The sequence below is a fragment of the Bradyrhizobium sp. Ken51 genome, from assembly GCF_055807435.1.
Map to the genome: position 1 here is coordinate 151359 of NZ_JBVVPB010000018.1, position 16714 is coordinate 168072.

General features: G+C 66.4%; 10 protein-coding genes. All 10 read left to right on the forward strand.

Translation table 11 applies throughout. The annotated features are described in order from the left end of the window. Window positions 1-23 precede the first annotated feature (23 nt). The gene (ubiE, locus tag AC0L27_RS27515) at window positions 24-785 is read left to right on the forward strand and encodes a bifunctional demethylmenaquinone methyltransferase/2-methoxy-6-polyprenyl-1,4-benzoquinol methylase UbiE (RefSeq protein ID WP_275168813.1); all 762 of its coding nucleotides are present in this window, start codon (window positions 24-26) and stop codon (window positions 783-785) included. Next, window positions 782-2356 (forward strand): 2-polyprenylphenol 6-hydroxylase, encoded by a 1575-nt coding sequence (gene ubiB / locus AC0L27_RS27520; protein WP_275168815.1) that lies wholly within the window; start codon window positions 782-784, stop codon window positions 2354-2356. The genes ubiE and ubiB overlap by 4 nt, the downstream gene beginning before the upstream one ends. A 55-nt stretch (window positions 2357-2411) precedes the next feature. Further along, on the forward strand, window positions 2412-3875 hold the full coding sequence (gene coaBC, locus AC0L27_RS27525; RefSeq protein ID WP_354205695.1) for a bifunctional phosphopantothenoylcysteine decarboxylase/phosphopantothenate--cysteine ligase CoaBC: 1464 nt from the start codon (window positions 2412-2414) through the stop codon (window positions 3873-3875). Further along, a complete protein-coding gene (gene dut, locus AC0L27_RS27530; RefSeq protein WP_354205693.1) occupies window positions 3872-4330 on the forward strand; it encodes a dUTP diphosphatase in 459 nt (152 codons plus the stop codon). Before coaBC ends, dut begins: the two co-directional genes overlap by 4 nt. A 190-nt stretch (window positions 4331-4520) precedes the next feature. Beyond that, window positions 4521-7025 carry a sensor histidine kinase gene (locus tag AC0L27_RS27535; protein WP_275168821.1) on the forward strand — a complete coding sequence of 835 codons (2505 nt, stop codon included), beginning with the start codon at window positions 4521-4523 and terminating at the stop codon, window positions 7023-7025. Beyond that, window positions 7022-8554 carry a tRNA (adenosine(37)-N6)-threonylcarbamoyltransferase complex ATPase subunit type 1 TsaE gene (tsaE, locus tag AC0L27_RS27540; RefSeq protein ID WP_473320911.1) on the forward strand — a complete coding sequence of 511 codons (1533 nt, stop codon included), beginning with the start codon at window positions 7022-7024 and terminating at the stop codon, window positions 8552-8554. Before AC0L27_RS27535 ends, tsaE begins: the two co-directional genes overlap by 4 nt. 115 nt (window positions 8555-8669) lie before the next feature. Further along, window positions 8670-8987 carry a PilZ domain-containing protein gene (locus AC0L27_RS27545; RefSeq protein WP_354205690.1) on the forward strand — a complete coding sequence of 106 codons (318 nt, stop codon included), beginning with the start codon at window positions 8670-8672 and terminating at the stop codon, window positions 8985-8987. 124 nt (window positions 8988-9111) lie between these two features. Further along, window positions 9112-9834, forward strand: coding sequence for a nucleotidyltransferase family protein (locus AC0L27_RS27550; protein ID WP_354064355.1), 723 nt, complete (start codon window positions 9112-9114; stop codon window positions 9832-9834). A gap of 179 nt (window positions 9835-10013) precedes the next feature. Then, window positions 10014-13160 carry a double-strand break repair protein AddB gene (gene addB / locus AC0L27_RS27555; protein ID WP_473320913.1) on the forward strand — a complete coding sequence of 1049 codons (3147 nt, stop codon included), beginning with the start codon at window positions 10014-10016 and terminating at the stop codon, window positions 13158-13160. Next, complete coding sequence (gene addA / locus AC0L27_RS27560; RefSeq protein ID WP_473320914.1) at window positions 13154-16663, forward strand: double-strand break repair helicase AddA; 3510 nt, start codon at window positions 13154-13156, stop codon at window positions 16661-16663. Before addB ends, addA begins: the two co-directional genes overlap by 7 nt. Window positions 16664-16714: the final 51 nt, after the last annotated feature.

Here is a 16714-nt window from a genome sequence, read left to right on the forward strand (position 1 = left end):
GGTCCGCCTCGTGGAGTAGAGTAATGGATCGGCCGGGCGAAACCACGCATTTTGGCTTCAGGGACGTTCCCCTGGGCGACAAGCAGACGCTGGTGAACGATGTGTTTCACAGCGTGGCGTCGCGCTATGATTTGATGAACGATTTGATGTCCGGCGGACTGCACCGGGTCTGGAAGGACATCATGATCACCGCGCTCGACCCGCCGCGAGGCGACCGGCCGTTCGCGCTGCTCGACGTTGCCGGCGGCACCGGCGACATCTCGTTCCGCGCCGCCAAGGCCGCAGGAGTGGGCTTCCATGCCACCGTCTGCGACATCAACACCGAGATGCTGGCGGTGGGCCGCGAGCGTGCCGCAAAGCGGCATCTCGAGACCCGGGTCGATTTCGTCGAGGGTAATGCCGAAGCGCTCGCCTTCGCCGATCGCAGCTTCGACGCATATACGATAGCTTTCGGCATTCGCAACGTGCCGCGGATCGATCTCGCACTGGAAGAGGCGTATCGCGTGCTCAAACCAGGCAGCCGCTTCCTCTGTCTGGAATTCTCCACCGTCGAGATGCCCGGGCTCGACCGCCTTTATGACCTGTTCTCGTTCAAGGTGATCCCGCCGCTCGGCCGCATGATCACGGGTGACGCCGAGTCCTACCAATATCTGGTCGAGTCGATCCGCAAATTCCCAAGACCCAACGCCTTCGCCGACATGATCCGCGACGCCGGCTTCGCCCGCGTGAACTGGCAGATATTGTCCGGCGGCATCGTCGCACTGCATTCGGGCTGGCGTTTGTGATCTCTGCCATAACCCATAGTGCGCGCCTGATGCGCGCCGCGTTCGTATTCGCGCGCGAGGGCGTGTTCGGCGCCGTCGATCCGAGCCTGGTCCCGCCGCACGGACAGCTCGCGCTGAAACTTGCGCGCCTGATCGAACGGCGCGGTCCGAAGCATGGCCCGCGGCTGTCGCGCGCGCTGACCCGGATGGGCCCGGCCTATCTCAAACTCGGACAATTTCTGGCGACCCGCCCCGACGTCGTCGGCGTCCTCATGGCGCGCGACCTTGAAAGCCTTCAGGACCGCCTGCCACCGTTCTCGCAAGCCGAAGCGGAAGTTGCGATCGCAACGTCGCTGGAACGGCCGCTGACCGATGTGTTCGCGAGCCTTAGTGCGCCGGTCGCAGCCGCCTCGATCGCACAGGTGCATCGCGGCGAAGTCCTGCGCGACGGCATCCGCAAGGCAGTCGCCGTGAAAGTGCTGCGCCCCAACGTGGCCGCACGCTTCCGCCGCGACCTCTCCGACTTCTTTTTTGTCGCACACAAGGCCGAATCCTATTCGTCCGAGGCGCGGCGCCTGCGCCTCATCGAGGTCATCAACACCATGTCGCGTTCGGTCGCGATGGAGATGGACCTGCGCCTCGAGGCCGCGGCGCTGTCGGAGATGGCGGAGAACACGCGCGACGATCCTGATTTCCGCGTGCCGACCGTCGACTGGGACCGTACCACGCATAACGTGCTGACCATGGAGTGGATCGACGGCATCGCGCTGAACGATCACAAGCGCCTCGCAGAGTCGCAGGTCGACCTGCCCGATCTCGGCCGCAAGGTGATTCAAAGCTTCCTGCGCCACGCGCTGCGCGACGGCTTTTTCCACGCCGACATGCACCCGGGCAATCTGTTCCTGGATGACGCGGGCCGCCTCGTCGCGGTGGATTTCGGCATCATGGGCCGGCTCGGCATGAAGGAGCGGCGCTTCCTCGCCGAAATCCTGCTCGGCTTCATCACCCGCGACTATCGTCGTGTCGCGGAAGTGCATTTCGAGGCGGGTTACGTGCCCGCGCATCACTCGGTCGAGAACTTCGCGCAAGCGATCCGCGCCATCGGCGAGCCCATTCACAACCGCACGGCGGAAGAGATCTCGATGGCGCGGCTGCTGACGCTGCTGCTCGAGGTCACCGGCCTGTTCGACATGACCACGCGGCCCGAGCTGATCCTGCTGCAGAAGACCATGGTGGTGGTCGAGGGCGTGGCGCGCGGCTTCGATCCGAAGCTCGACATCTGGAAGGTCGCCGACCCCGTGGTGCGGGAATGGATCGAGCGCAATCTCGGACCGATCGGCCGGGTCCAGGGCGCAATTGCGGGCGGCGGCGATCTCGCGCGCATCCTGATGCGTCTGCCTGACATCGCCGAGCGCTCGGTTGCGGTGCTCGAACAGCTCGAGACCATGACGCGGGATGGCATCCGGCTGTCGCCGGAAAGCATCGCGGCGATGGGCCGCAGCGAGGGTCGCAAGAACCGTTGGCGCACCGTGGCGCTCTGGATCATCGCCGCGACCTTCATCGGCATCCTGATCGCCGTCCGGAATCTGTGATTGCACTGCAATCATGCAAATGATAGCATCGCTATCATTTGTGCTGGAGGGCGCCATGGCGAGCCTGACCATTCGCAAGCTCGACGAAGGCATCAAAACTTACCTCAGGCTGCGCTCGGCCAAGAACCGCAGGTCGGTCGAGGAAGAGGTCCGGGTCATCCTCGGGGAGCTGATCGAGGGCCGCGAGGAGCCCCTGACGCCGTTCACGGCGCCGCCCGCGACGTCTCCCGCCCCCACGCCCCAGCGCAGCGGCGCCGCTCCAGAAGCCAGCGTCACCCTGATCATCGGTGGCGGGATCGCGGCCTACAAATCGCTCGACCTGATCCGAAGGCTCAAGGAGCGGCGGATCGAGGTGCATTGCGTGTTGACCAAGGCGGCGCAGCAATTCGTCACGCCGCTGGCCGTGAGCGCGCTCTCCCATGAGCGCGTCTACACCGACCTGTTCGATCCCCAGAGCGAGTTCGACGCCGGTCATATCCGGCTGGCGCGCGAGTGCGACCTGATCATTGTGGCGCCTGCGACAGCCGATTTGATGGCCAAGATGGCCAACGGCCATGCCGACGATCTCGCCAGCGCCATCCTGCTCGCGACCAACCGCAAGGTCCTGCTCGCGCCGGCCATGAATCCGCTGATGTGGAACAACGCGGCGACGCGGCGCAATGTCGCGCAGCTTCAACGCGACGGCGTGATGCTGATCGGGCCGAATTCTGGCGAGATGGCCGAAGCCGGCGAGGCCGGCATCGGCCGCATGTCCGAGGCGATCGAAATTGCGACCGCAGCCGAGCGCCTGCTGCGGCCGCCGGTGCCGCGCCCACTCGCCGGCAAGCGCGTGCTGATCACCGCAGGTCCGACCCACGAGCCGATCGATCCGGTGCGCTACATCGCCAACCGATCCTCCGGCAAGCAGGGCTTTGCGATCGCCGCCGCCGCACAAGCCGCGGGCGCCGAGGTGATCCTGGTCAGCGGCCCGGTCGATCTCAGCGATCCCCAGGGCGTGACTGTCAAGCATGTGGAATCGGCACGGCAGATGCTTGAGCAGGTGCAGGCCGCACTTCCCGCCGACATCGCGATCTTCGCCGCCGCCGTCGCCGACTGGCGGGTCGCCAATGAAGGCGAGCAGAAGCTGAAGAAGACCTCGGCCGGCATGCCGCCGCTCGAGCTGGTCGAGAACCCCGACATTCTCGCGACGATCTCCAGGCTGACCGACAAGCGTCCGCCGCTGGTGATCGGCTTTGCCGCCGAGACCGAGCACCTCATCGACAACGCCAAGTCGAAGCTTGCCCGCAAGGGCTGCGACTGGATTGTCGCCAACGACGTCTCCCCCGCAACCGGCGTGATGGGCGGGGACCGCAACACCGTGCACCTCATCAGCCGCAAGAAAGGTGAGAAGCACGATGAGAAGGATGGCGAGATTGCAGTTGATTCCTGGCCGGCGATGACCAAGGAACAGGTCGCCATTGAACTGGTCGCGCATATCGCAAAGAGCGTGACCGGCAAATCCCGGGAGCCCGCATCTTGAGCACCAAAGTCACGGTCGAACTGCAACGCCTGCCCCATGCGGAGGGGCTGCCGCTGCCGGCCTATCAGACAGCCGATGCCGCCGGTCTCGACCTGATGGCGGCGGTGGCCGAGAACGAGCCGCTGACGCTGGCGCCCGGCCAATACGCGCTGGTGCCGACGGGCCTCGCTATCGCACTGCCGCCCGGGCACGAGGCGCAGGTGCGGCCGCGCTCAGGGCTTGCGGCCAAGCACGGCGTCACCGTGCTGAACTCACCGGGCACGATCGACGCGGACTATCGCGGCGAGATCAAGGTGATCCTGATCAATCACGGCCAGACTGCCTTCGTGCTCAAGCGCGGCGAGCGCATCGCGCAGATGGTGATCGCGCCAATGGTGCAGGCCGCGCTGGTTCCCGTCGCTACCCTGTCCGCGACCGACCGCGGTGCCGGCGGTTTCGGCTCCACCGGCCGCTAGCGCGCTGCAATTCCCGCCGAATCACCCGAGGAACTACGTGAACTGGAACACCGCGCCCCGCATTTTTTTGGGACCGTCTTTGCGTTCACGATCTGGACTCTTACCGGTGGAGTCACGGTGAGGGTATTGTCGTTTGATTCGCGCGCGACGGGGGTCGCCGCGCGCAAATTCGTGCGATCTTGGGGCAACTATGTCAGGCGTGATCGTGTCGATGCGTCGGACGCTGCTGTCGTGCACATCGCTCGTGCGCAACGGCTTGTTGGGAAGCGCTCTCGCGGCGCTGCTGCCGGCTGCGCCGGCTGAGGCCGCCGACCTCGTCGACACACTCTCAACGTTGCTGGATTTCAACCGGCAGGAGCTCGCGGTGCTGGCCACCGCGCTTGCCCTGCTCGGCTTCTCGGTGGTCGCCGCGATCCTCCTGATGCGCACGCGCGTGCGCACGGCAAGGAACGAGGCGCGGCTGCGCGCCCGGATCGGAGAACTCCAGCTCCAGGCCGACCGCTTCGGCGCACTGCTGTTCGCCGAGCCGCAGATCCTGATTTCCTGGCCCGCCGGTGACAATCGCGCGCAGATCTCCGGTGACATCTCCCTGGTGTTGCCGCGGGACTCTTCTCCACAGCGCGTGCTCGCGTTTGGAACCTGGTTGCCGCCGGAACCGGCGCTCCAGATGGATCACGCCGTCGACGCGTTGCGCGACCGTGGCGACGGGTTCCAGCTGACCCTCACTACCGCGCATGGCCATACGCTGGAGGCCATCGGCCGCGCCATCGGTGGCCAGGCCATCGTCAGGATTCGCGAACTCTCGGGGCTCCGCCGCGATCTGGCCGAGACCAATCTGCGTTACAAGGCACTCTCCGACGAGACGGAGATGCTGCGCGGCTTCGCGACCGCCGCACCCTGGCCGATCTGGGCCAAGGGCGAGAACGGCGCGCTGGCTTACGCCAACCCCGCCTATGTCCGTGCCACCGAGGCAGCCAGCATCACCGACGCCCAGGAGCGCAAGCTCGAGCTGCTCGACAGCGCCGACCGGACCGCGATGGAGCGCGGACTGAAAGAAACCGCCAATTTCACCTCGCGGCTGCCGATCGTGATCGGCGGCGAGCGGCGCATCTATGACGTGCGCGCCGTCAATGTGGGCGGCGGCAATGTCGGCGTTGCCATCGATGCCAGCGAGGCGGATGCCTTGAGCTCGGCGCTGGTGCGCATGGCGGAAGCGCATCGCCGCACGCTCGACCAGCTCTCCTCCGGCGTTGCCGTGTTCGACGGCCAGCGCCGGCTGGCCTTCTACAATGATTCCTACCGCCAGCTGTGGGACCTCGACCGCACCTTTCTCGATGCCAACCCTGATGATTCCAGCGTGCTCGACAAGCTCCGCTCCTCACGCAAATTGCCGGAGCAGCCGGACTTCCGCGCCTGGAAGGCCAAGCTGCACGAAGCCTATCGCGCGGTCGAGGCCGCCAAGGACACCTGGTACCTGCCCGATGGACGCGCGCTCTCCGTCGTCACCACGCCGAACCCGGAAGGCGGCGTCACTTATCTGTTCGACGACGTCACCGAGAGCCTCGAACTCGCCCGCCGCTTCGACGGCATGATCCGCGTCCAGCGCGAGACGCTGGACAGCCTCGCCGAGGGCGTCGCGGTGTTCGGCAGCAACGGCAAGGCGCAGCTGTTCAACCCGGCCTTCGTCCGGATGTGGAAGCTGTCCGCTGACGCCATGCGCGACGAGCCGCACATCCAGACGGTCGAGGGCTGGTGCCATCAGCTGTTCGACGACGCGATCGTCTGGCGCCAGATCCGCGAGGCCGTCACCTCGATCGAGAGCCGCGCCGACGTTCCGCTGAAGCTGGAGCGCAAGGACGGCAGCGTGCTCGACGGCATGATCCGGCCCCTGCACGATGGCGCCACGATGCTGACATTCCAGGACATCACCGACACCGAGAACGTCGAGCGCGCGCTGCGCGAGCGCAACGAGGCGCTGGAGGCGGCCGACCAGATGAAGGTGGATTTCGTCCACCACGTCTCCTACGAGCTGCGCTCGCCGCTCACCACCATCATCGGCTTCGCGCATTTCCTCAGCGATCCCTCGACCGGGCCGCTGACGCCGAAACAGGCCGAGTATCTCGACTACGTCACCAAATCGACCAATGCGCTGCTGGCGCTGACCAACAACATCCTGGATCTCGCCACCATCGACGCGGGCGCCATGAAGCTGGAACTCGGCCCGGTCGACGTCAGCAAGACCATCGAGCTCGCCGCCGAGGGTCTCCAGGACCGGCTCGCCACCGACCGCATCCGCCTCAAGGTCGAGATCGCGCCCGATGTCGGCAGCTTCACCGGCGACGAGAAGCGCGTGGTGCAGGTGCTCTATAACCTCCTTGCCAACGCCGTCGGGTTTTCTCCACCGGATTCCACCGTCGGCATCAGCGCCCGCCGCACCGAACGCAGTGTGGTCTTCACTGTGACAGATTCCGGGCCTGGAATACCTGCCGACATGAAGGACAAGGTGTTCAACTGGTTCGAAAGCCGCTCGCAGGGCTCGCGTCATCGCGGCGCCGGGCTTGGCCTGTCGCTGGTGCGCTCCTTCGTCGAGCTGCATGGCGGCAATATCCGGGTGGATTCGATCGTGGGCAGGGGCACGGTCGTGATCTGTGACTTCCCGACCGACCAGGCGGCGCATCGCGACGCCGCCGAATGACTGCGCCAACCACATTTTCCGTCGCGCTCCACAACGAGACGGCCACTGCGCAACTGATGGCCGACCTCGCGCTGCTGGTCGGCCCCGGCGATGTCATCACGCTCACCGGCGATCTCGGTGCCGGCAAGACCGCGGCGGCGCGGGCCATGATCCGCTACCTCGCCGGCGATGACGCACTGGAAGTACCGAGCCCGACCTTCACGCTGGTGCAGGGCTACGAGCTGCCACCATTCCCGGTGATGCATGCCGACCTCTACCGCGTCGAGGACGAGAGCGAGCTCGAAGAGATCGGGCTGTCGCCGCTGCCGGAAGCAACCCTCGTCCTGATCGAATGGCCGGAGCGCGCACCATCGGCGATGCCTCAAGACCGCATCGACATCGCGCTGACGCACCGGCCGGCGCTGGGCTCGAATGCACGCGCTGCCGACATCACCGGTCACGGCAAGGCTGCCGCCACCGTCGCGCGGTTGAAGGCGCTGCGCGAATTCCTCGATGCATCCGGCTACATGGAGGCAACGCGCAAGCGCATGGCGGGCGACGCCTCGACCCGCTCCTATGCGCGGCTGCTGCGCGACGACGAGATCGTTATCCTCATGAATTCTCCGCAGCGCCCGGATGGCGCTGCCATGTACAGCGGAAAATCCTACAGCGCCGCGGTGCATCTCGCCGAAAACATCAAACCGTTCGTTGCCATCGACGAGGGCCTGCGCGCGCAAGGAATCTCCGCGCCCGCGATCCATCATTCCGACCTCGACCACGGATTCCTGATCAGCGAAGACTTCGGCAGCGAAGGCGTGATCGAGGGCGATCCGCCGCGCCCGATCGCCGAACGCTACGAAGCCGCAACCGATTTGCTGGCCGTGCTGCACGGCAAGACGCTGCCGGAGACGCTGCCGCTCGGGGACCAGACCTACACCATTCCCGTCTTCGATACCGAGGCGCTGCTGATTGAAATCGGCTTGATGCCGGAATGGTACCTGCCCGATCGCAACGCGCCGCTGGGCGACGGGAAGCGCGCCGAATTCTTCGCGATGTGGCGCGAGCTGTTGAAGAAGCCGCTGGCGACACCGAAGACGTGGATCATCCGCGATTATCACTCACCGAACCTGATCTGGCTCGGGAATCGCACCGGCATTGAACGCGTCGGCGTGATCGATTTCCAGGACACCGTGCTGGGGCCGCAATCCTATGACGTGGTGTCGCTGCTCCAGGACGCCCGCATCGACGTGCCTGAGGCGATCGAACTGACGCTGCTGTCGCGCTACATCAAGGCGCGCCGCACGAGCGACGCGAGCTTCGACGCGGCCGGCTTCGCCGAGCTCTACGCCATCATGTCGGCGCAGCGGAACACGCGTCTGCTCGGCACCTTCGCCCGCCTCAACCGCCGCGACGGCAAGCCGCATTATCTGCGTCACCAGCCGCGGATCTGGACCTATCTCCAGCGCTCCCTGGCGCATCCCGCGCTCGCCCATCTGCGCGACTGGTATCTCGCCAACGTCCCGCCGCCCCAAAGGCCGGCCCAAGGCTGAACGGCCAAAAGAGGCTGAAAAGGCTGATTTGGAACCCGATTTACCGGCTGTTAGCCAAGGCGCCGGTAATCTGGCGGCGAGGCAGCCGGATGATTACGGGGCTGGAGCAGGGCAGATGGCGGTGAAGACGGACGAGCGCGGCAACAGCCGGGTTGTTTTCGAGCGCGGGATCGCGGCCCAGATGATGGGTATCGACGGTACCTGGCGGCGCGACTGCACCATGGAGGACGTCTCCGAGAGCGGCGCCAAGCTGACCATAGACGGCTCGGTCGAAGGTCTGCACCTGAAGGAATTTTTTCTGCTGCTGTCGTCCACCGGACTTGCGTATCGGCGCTGCGAGCTTTCCTGGGTCAATGGCGACCAGATCGGCGTCAACTTTCTCAAGCTCGGCGACAAGAAGAAAAAGGCGCGTTCCACATCCATCGGGGCGTAACGGCAACACCCGTCGTACAAGCGTCACGGCAGGTGGTTAAGGCGGTTAAGACGCGGTGCGGTCAGTTGAGCCTCGTGTTAGGATTGCTGCGAACGCGAAATCAGTGGGTCTGAGAAAGCGAAGGATGCCCGTCAAACCGACCAAAGCCATGGTGCTCGCCGCAGGATTCGGCCTGCGTATGCGTCCGCTGACGGACAAGATGCCGAAACCGATGGTTCCGGTGGCCGGCCAGCCGCTGCTCGACCACGTGCTCGACAAGCTTGCCCAGGCCGGCGTGAGCGAGGCGGTGGTCAACGTGCACTACCTGCCGGACCAGATCATCGATCACACCGCATCTCGCCAGCATCCGCGCGTGACCATCTCGGACGAGCGCGACCAGGTGCTCGGCACCGGCGGCGGCGTGGTCAAGGCACTGCCGCTGCTCGGGGACGCACCGTTCTTTCACGTCAATTCCGACACGCTGTGGATCGACGGCGTGCGCTCGAACCTGACGCGGCTCGCCGAAAACTTCGACCCTGAGCGCATGGACATCTTGCTCCTGATGGCGCCGACGGCGACCAGCATTGGCTATAGCGGCCGCGGCGATTACGGCATGCTGGCCGACGGCGCCCTGCGCAAGCGCAAGGAAAAAGAGGTCGTTCCGTTCGTCTATGCGGGCGCCGCGATTCTGTCGCCGTCGATCTTCGCCGATGCCCCGACTGGCGAGTTCTCGCTGACCAAGATGTTCGACCGTGCCAACGAGCAGGAGCGGCTGTTCGGCCTTCGCCTCGACGGCGTCTGGATGCATGTCGGCACGCCTGATGCCGTCCACGCGGCCGAAGAGGCGTTTCTGGAGAGCGTGGCTTAAGAGTTGCCTCGTCATTCCGGGGCGCGCGTAAGCGCGAACCCGGAATCTCGAGGTTCCGGGCTCGGTGCTGCGCACTGCCCCGGAATGACAGCGGGAGAGCGGGGACTATCCCCCTCCGCCCCATATCCATTTGAGTCCGCCTCCCTATATTGGCGCCTGATTCCCGAATCAGGCAGCTCATGCGCGTTTTCAGCGTTCCTATCTCAGTTCCGCTCCTGCGCACCGTCGTCTCAAGCTTGCTCGACGGCCGGCTGGTCGAGGGCTTTGACGCGCGCAAGGAGCCGGCACGGCTTGCCGATGCCACGCTGTACCTGCCGACACGGCGCGCCATGCGCGTCGTCCGCGAGATCTTCCTCGACGAGATGAAGGCGGATGCGGTCGTGCTGCCGCGCATCGTCGCGCTCGGCGACATCGACGAGGATGAGCTCGCTTTCGCCGATGAGGGCGAACAGTTTTCCGGCGCAACGCCGCTCGACATTCCGCCGCGGCTCGGCGAGCTCGAACGGCGGCTGACACTGGCGCAGCTCGTCGCGGCCTGGGCCAAGGGTCCGGTGCTGTCGCCGCTGGTCGTCGGCGGCCCCGCTTCGACGCTGGCACTGGCGTCCGATCTCGCGCGCCTGATCGACGACATGGTCACGCGCGGCGTCGACTGGAGCGCGCTCGATGGCCTGGTGCCTGATATGCTCGACCGGTACTGGCAGCACTCGCTTGAATTCCTGCGCATCGCGCGCATCGCCTGGCCCGGTCATCTCGCCGAAATCAAACGCATCGAGCCCGCTGCCCGCCGCGACCTCCTGATCGATGCCGAAGCCAAGCGGCTGACCGCGCATCGCCATGGCCCCGTAATCGCGGCCGGTTCGACCGGCTCGATGCCGGCCACGGCAAGATTTCTGCACGCAGTCGCCTCGCTGCCGCATGGCGCCGTGGTGCTGCCCGGCCTCGACACCGATCTCGACGACGATGCATGGCGCAGCATCGGCGGCGTCCGCGACTCGCTCGGCAAGTTCGCGGAGCACCCGGTCTCGAACCATCCGCAATATGCCATGCACGCGCTGCTGGATCGCTTTGGCATCAAGCGCAGCGACGTCGATAGTCTCCGGCCACCGGCAGAAGGCGGTCGCGATCTGCTGGCGTCGGAATCGATGCGGCCCTCGGCCAAGACCGAGATCTGGCACGACCGGCTGAAGCAGCCGGATGTGGCCGCCAAGATCACCGGCGGCATGAAGAACCTCGCGATTGTCGAAGCTCCCAACCCCGAGATGGAAGCGCTCGCCATCGCAATCGCGATGCGCGAGGCGCGGCACCTCGACAAATCCGCGGCGCTGGTCACGCCCGATCGCGCGCTGGCGCGGCGGGTGATGGCTGCGCTGACACGGTGGGATCTCGCTTTCGACGATTCCGGCGGCGACGTCCTGATGGAAACGTCCGCCGGCGTCTTTGCGCGACTGACAGCGGAGGCTGCGACCAGGGGATTGGAGCCGCCGACGCTGCTCGCAATGCTGAAGCACCCGCTGTGCCGGCTCGGCCGGGCGCCTGGCGCATGGAAGGCGGCGATCGAAAGCCTGGAGCTCGCTTTGTTGCGCGGCACGCGCCCGCCTGCGGCCATCGCCGGGCTGTTGCGCGAATTCAATCGCTTTCGCGAGGACCTGGCAAAGCTGTGGCGCAGCGAGGTCTCCGCGCTACACAAGGCCGAGCCGCGCGCACGTCTCAAGGCGGAAGACCTCGATCGCATTCAGGCGCTGATCGATGGCCTACGACAAGCCTTGGCGCCGATCGAGAGTCTTGCGTCATCAAAACCGTTTGACTTCGCCGAACTCGCGCATCGGCATCGCGAGATCATGATCGAGCTGTCGCGCGACGAGCAGGGTATCCCCCTGGCGTTCGAGGAGCGCGAAGGCCTCGCGCTCGCGAGCGCCTTCGACGATCTCCTGCGCGGCGGCACCACCAGCGGATTGATGGTCACGCTGCCCGACTACGCGGACGTGTTCCAGACCGCATTCAGCGATCGCGCGGTGCGGCGGCGGGACAGGCCGGGCGCGCGGCTCCATATCTACGGCCCGCTGGAATCACGCCTGATGCAGGCCGACCGCATCATCGTCGGCGGGTTGATCGAGGGCGTCTGGCCGCCCGCGCCGCGCATCGATCCGTGGCTGAGCCGACCGATGCGGCACCAGCTCGGCCTCGATCTGCCGGAACGCCGTATCGGCCTCTCCGCGCATGATTTTGCGCAATTGCTCGGCGGCGAGGAGGTCATCCTCACCCACTCCGCCAAGGCTGGCGGTGCGCCGGCGGTCGCCTCGCGCTTCCTGCACCGGTTGGAGGCGGTCGCGGGCGATGCGCACTGGAAGGCCGCCATTCGCGCGGGGGAAAAATACGTGCAGTTTGCAGCCGCGCTTGACCAGCCCGACCAGGTGAGGCCCATCAAGCAGCCCGAGCCGCGACCGCCACGCGCGACCAGGCCGCTCAGGATGTCTGTGACTGGGATCGAGGACTGGCTGCGCGATCCCTATACGATCTACGCAAAACACATTTTGCGGCTCGACGCGCTCGATCCCGTCGACATGCCGCTGTCGGCCGCCGACCGCGGCTCGGCGATCCATGATGCGCTCGGGGAGTTCACGGAACGCTACGCCACGAATCTGCCCGATGATCCCGCGCGCGTGCTGCGCGCGATCGGCGAAAAACACTTTGCGCCGCTGATGGAGCGACCCGAGGCGCGGGCGCTGTGGTGGCCGCGCTTCCAGCGCATCGCGCGCTGGTTCGGCGAATGGGAGACGGCGCGGCGCGGCGCGATCGAGGCGATCGCCGCGGAAACCCGCGGCGAGATCTCGATCTCGCTCGACCATGGGCGCAGCTTCCGTCTTTCCGCCCGCGCCGACCGCATCGAGCGGCGCCGGGGCGGCGGCTACGCCATCCTCGACTACAAGACCGGCCAGCCACCGACCGGCAAGCAGGTCCGCATGGGCCTTTCGCCGCAGCTCACGCTGGAGGCCGCGATCCTGCGCGAGGGCGGTTTTCCCGACATCGACGCCGGCGCGTCCGTGAGCCAGCTCGTCTATGTTCGCCTGAGCGGCAACAATCCGCCGGGCGAAGAACGCGTTCTCGAACTCAAGTTCAAGCAGGGCGACGAGCCGCAGCCGCCTGATACGGCCGCCGCCGAAGCACGGGCCAAGCTGGAGGCGCTGATTCGCGCCTTTGAGGACGAGAACCAGCCCTACACCTCGCTGAACCTGCCGATGTGGACCAACCGCTACGGCGCCTATGACGATCTCGCCCGGATCAAGGAATGGTCCGCGGCCGGTGGATTGGGTATCGAGGAATGGTGAAGGCACCGCGCCCCATCCCGGATGAAGTGCGCGCGCGACAGGCGCGCGCATCGGACCCGACCGCGTCGGCTTTCGTGTCGGCCAATGCCGGCTCGGGCAAGACGCATGTGCTGGTGCAGCGGGTGATCCGGCTGCTGCTCGCGGGCGTGCCGCCGGAGAAGATCCTCTGCATCACCTTCACCAAGGCGGCTGCCGCCAACATGGCCGAGCGCGTGTTCACCACGCTCGGGCATTGGGTAACGCTCGATGATACCGGGCTCGATGCAGCGATCCACGCGGTCGGCATCCCACACCCCACTGCAAAATTGCGCCGTGACGCGCGAAAGCTGTTCGCCTGCGCGCTGGAGACACCGGGCGGCTTGAAGGTGCAGACCATCCACGCACTCTGCACCCGCCTCCTCCAGCAGTTTCCGTTCGAGGCCAATGTCCCCGCGCGCTTTGCCGTGATCGACGAGCGCGACCAGACCGACATGATGGAACGCGCCAATCTGAAGGTGCTGCTGGAGGCCGCCCGCGACCCCGACAGCGTGACCGGTCGCGCGCTGCTGACTGCGATGGCGAGCGCCGCCGATGTCACCTTCAAGGAGGTGGTGCGCGAGGCCTGCCTGAGCCGTGATCATTTCATGGCCTGGACCGATGAAGCCGGCAGCGCGGAGCTGGCTGCCGCGCAGATGGCGGCCGCGCTGGGCGTTGACGCCAGCGACCGCATCGAGGACGTCGAGACCGAGATTGTCGACGGTCCGTTCCTGCCGCGATCGCGCTGGGACGACATCGCTTTTGCGCTGGAGGACGGCAGCAAGTCCGACAACGACCAGGCCTGCCGGCTTCGCGAGGCAAAGGTCTTTTCCGGCTCCGCGCAGGTCGATGCCTATCTCAGCGTCTTCCTCACCGACGAAAAGCTGCCGCGGAAGGCGGTGCTGACCAAGAAGTTCTGCGATCACAACCCGTCCGTCGCCCGCCTGTTCGAGAACGAGGCGCAGCGCGTCAGCGGATTGGTCGAGACGCGCCGCGCTGTGACCATGCGCGACCGCACCGCGGCCCTGCTGCATATCGCGACCGCGGCTGCCGCAAACTACCGCCGCGAGAAGCAGGAGCGCGGCCTGCTTGACTATGACGATCTCATCGACAAGACCCTGGCGATGCTCGACCGCGTTTCCTCCGGCTGGGTGCATTACAAGCTCGACCGCGGCGTCGATCACGTGCTGATCGACGAAGCCCAGGACACCAGTCCGCGGCAATGGGACATCGTCGCGCACATCATCTCGGAGTTCACCGCCGGCGAAGGCGCGCGCGAGGGACTGAACCGCACCGTCTTCGCCGTCGGCGACGAGAAGCAGTCGATTTTCTCGTTCCAGGGGGCTCAGCCCCGAGAATTCGACGCGCGCCGGCGCGAACTGCACCGCAAGTTCACGGCGGCCGGACTGAAATTCGATCCGGTCGCCTTCACCTATTCCTTCCGCTCCGGCGCTGCGATCCTGCATTCGGTCGACCACGTCTTCCGCGAGCCCGCGATCTACAAGAGCATCCATTCGGTCGAGACCGGTCATCCCCTGCACAATGCACTCGGCGATGCAGGCCCCGGCGTGATCGAGCTGTGGGACCTTGCGGAAGCCGACGACAGGCAGGAGATCGAGGGCTGGCGCGCGCCGTTCGACGGCGTCGCCGCCACCAGCCCCGAGGTGAAGCTCGCGCGCCGGATCCAGACCGAGATCAAGCGGCTGGTCGAGAGCGGCACGCTGACCGGGCACGAAGGCGAGCGGCGTCCGCTGCGCTATGGCGACATGCTGATCCTGGTGCGCCGGCGCGGCAATGCGTTCGACGCGGTGATCCAGGCCCTGAAGCACGCCAACGTTCCGGTCGCCGGCGCCGATCGGCTCAAGCTCACCGAGCACATCGGAATCATCGACCTGATGAACCTCGCCGATGCGCTGCTGCTGCCGCAGGACGATCTCGCGCTCGCCGTGGCGCTGAAGAGCCCGCTGTTCGGGCTCGATGACGACGATCTGTTCCAGTTGGCCTGGGATCGCAGGGGATCGCTGCGCCGCGCGCTTGGCGAGCATGCCCCGAGAAGCGAGATATTCACTGCTGCGTTGCGACGCCTCGAAGCCTGCGAAACCCGAGCGCGCGAGGAGACGCCGTTCGCCTTTTACGCCTGGCTGCTCGGAGGCGACGGCGGACGCGCACGCATGCTGCGCCGGCTCGGTCATGAGGCCAACGACGCGCTCGATGAGTTCCTGGAGCTGGCGCTGAATTACGAGCGCAAGGCGCCGGCCTCGCTGCAGGGTTTCATGGCCTGGCTGCGCTCGGCCGATACCGAGGTCAAGCGTGACATGGAGATCTCGCGCGACGAGGTGCGGGTCATGACCGTGCACGGCGCCAAGGGCCTGGAGGCCTCGGTCGTGTTCATGGTCGACACCACATCGTCGCCTGCGGATTCGCAGCGGTTGCGGCTGATCCACGTCCCGCGCGGCAATGGCGGCGAGGTGGTGGTCTGGGCCGGACGCAAGGCGGATGACCCAAAACCCGTCGCCGACGCGCGCAAGGCGATGCTTGAGGAGACCGAGGACGAATATCGCCGCCTGCTCTACGTCGCGATGACGCGCGCCGCCGACCGGCTCATCGTCGGCGGCTGCATGCCCGGCAACATGAAGACGGTCCGCAAGCTGAGCTGGTACGATCTGGTCGACACTGGGCTCGCCGGCTCGGGCCTGGCGAAAGAGACAATCGAGACGCCGCTGGGAAAGGTGACGCGCTTCTCCCGACCGGAGGATGTCGTGGCGCTGGGCCCGCCCGCGGCCTCTTTGGACCAGACCACCGCGCTCCCGGTCTGGCTGCGGACGCCGGTACCGCGCGAGACCATCGACGACGATCCGGTGCGCCCCTCCGGCCAGTCGTCCGGGGAAGGCCGCGCGGTGCTGTCGGGCGAATCAGTGCAGTCCCGCGCGCTCGCGCTGCAACGCGGCACGCTGGTACACCGGCTGCTGCAATCGCTCCCCGACATCGCCACCGAGCGCCGGCGCGAGGCGGCACTCGGCTTCATGGCGCGCAATGCCGCGGACTGGGCGGAGGCTGACCGCGCCGCGCTGGCCGACAAGGTGCTCGCCTTGATCGCCGAACCACGGTTTGCCCCCGTGTTTGCCGCCGGCAGCCGGGCGGAGGTCGCGATCGTCGGCAGGCTGGAGCGGCCGGGCCGCGCCCCGGCGCTGGTATCCGGCCAGATCGACCGGCTGGTCGTCCGGCCGGATGAGGTCCTGATCGTCGATTTCAAGACCAATCAGGCGGCTCCCGGGAGCGCCGATGCGGCGCCCGTCGCCTATGTCCGGCAGCTGGCGCTCTACCGGGCGGTGCTATCGAGGCTTTATCCCCAAAAGCCGGTCCGCGCCGTCCTGCTCTGGACCGAGGCCCTTGAATATATGGAGATTTCGGCTCCCGCGCTGGACGCGGCGCTGGCATCTCTTCATCTCGGTGTGAGCGTCCTTGACCCGGCAAGGAGCCATTCATAGGTTGACGCCATGATCTCGGGCGCGATTCCCGTCGCGCCCTTCTCTCAGGTA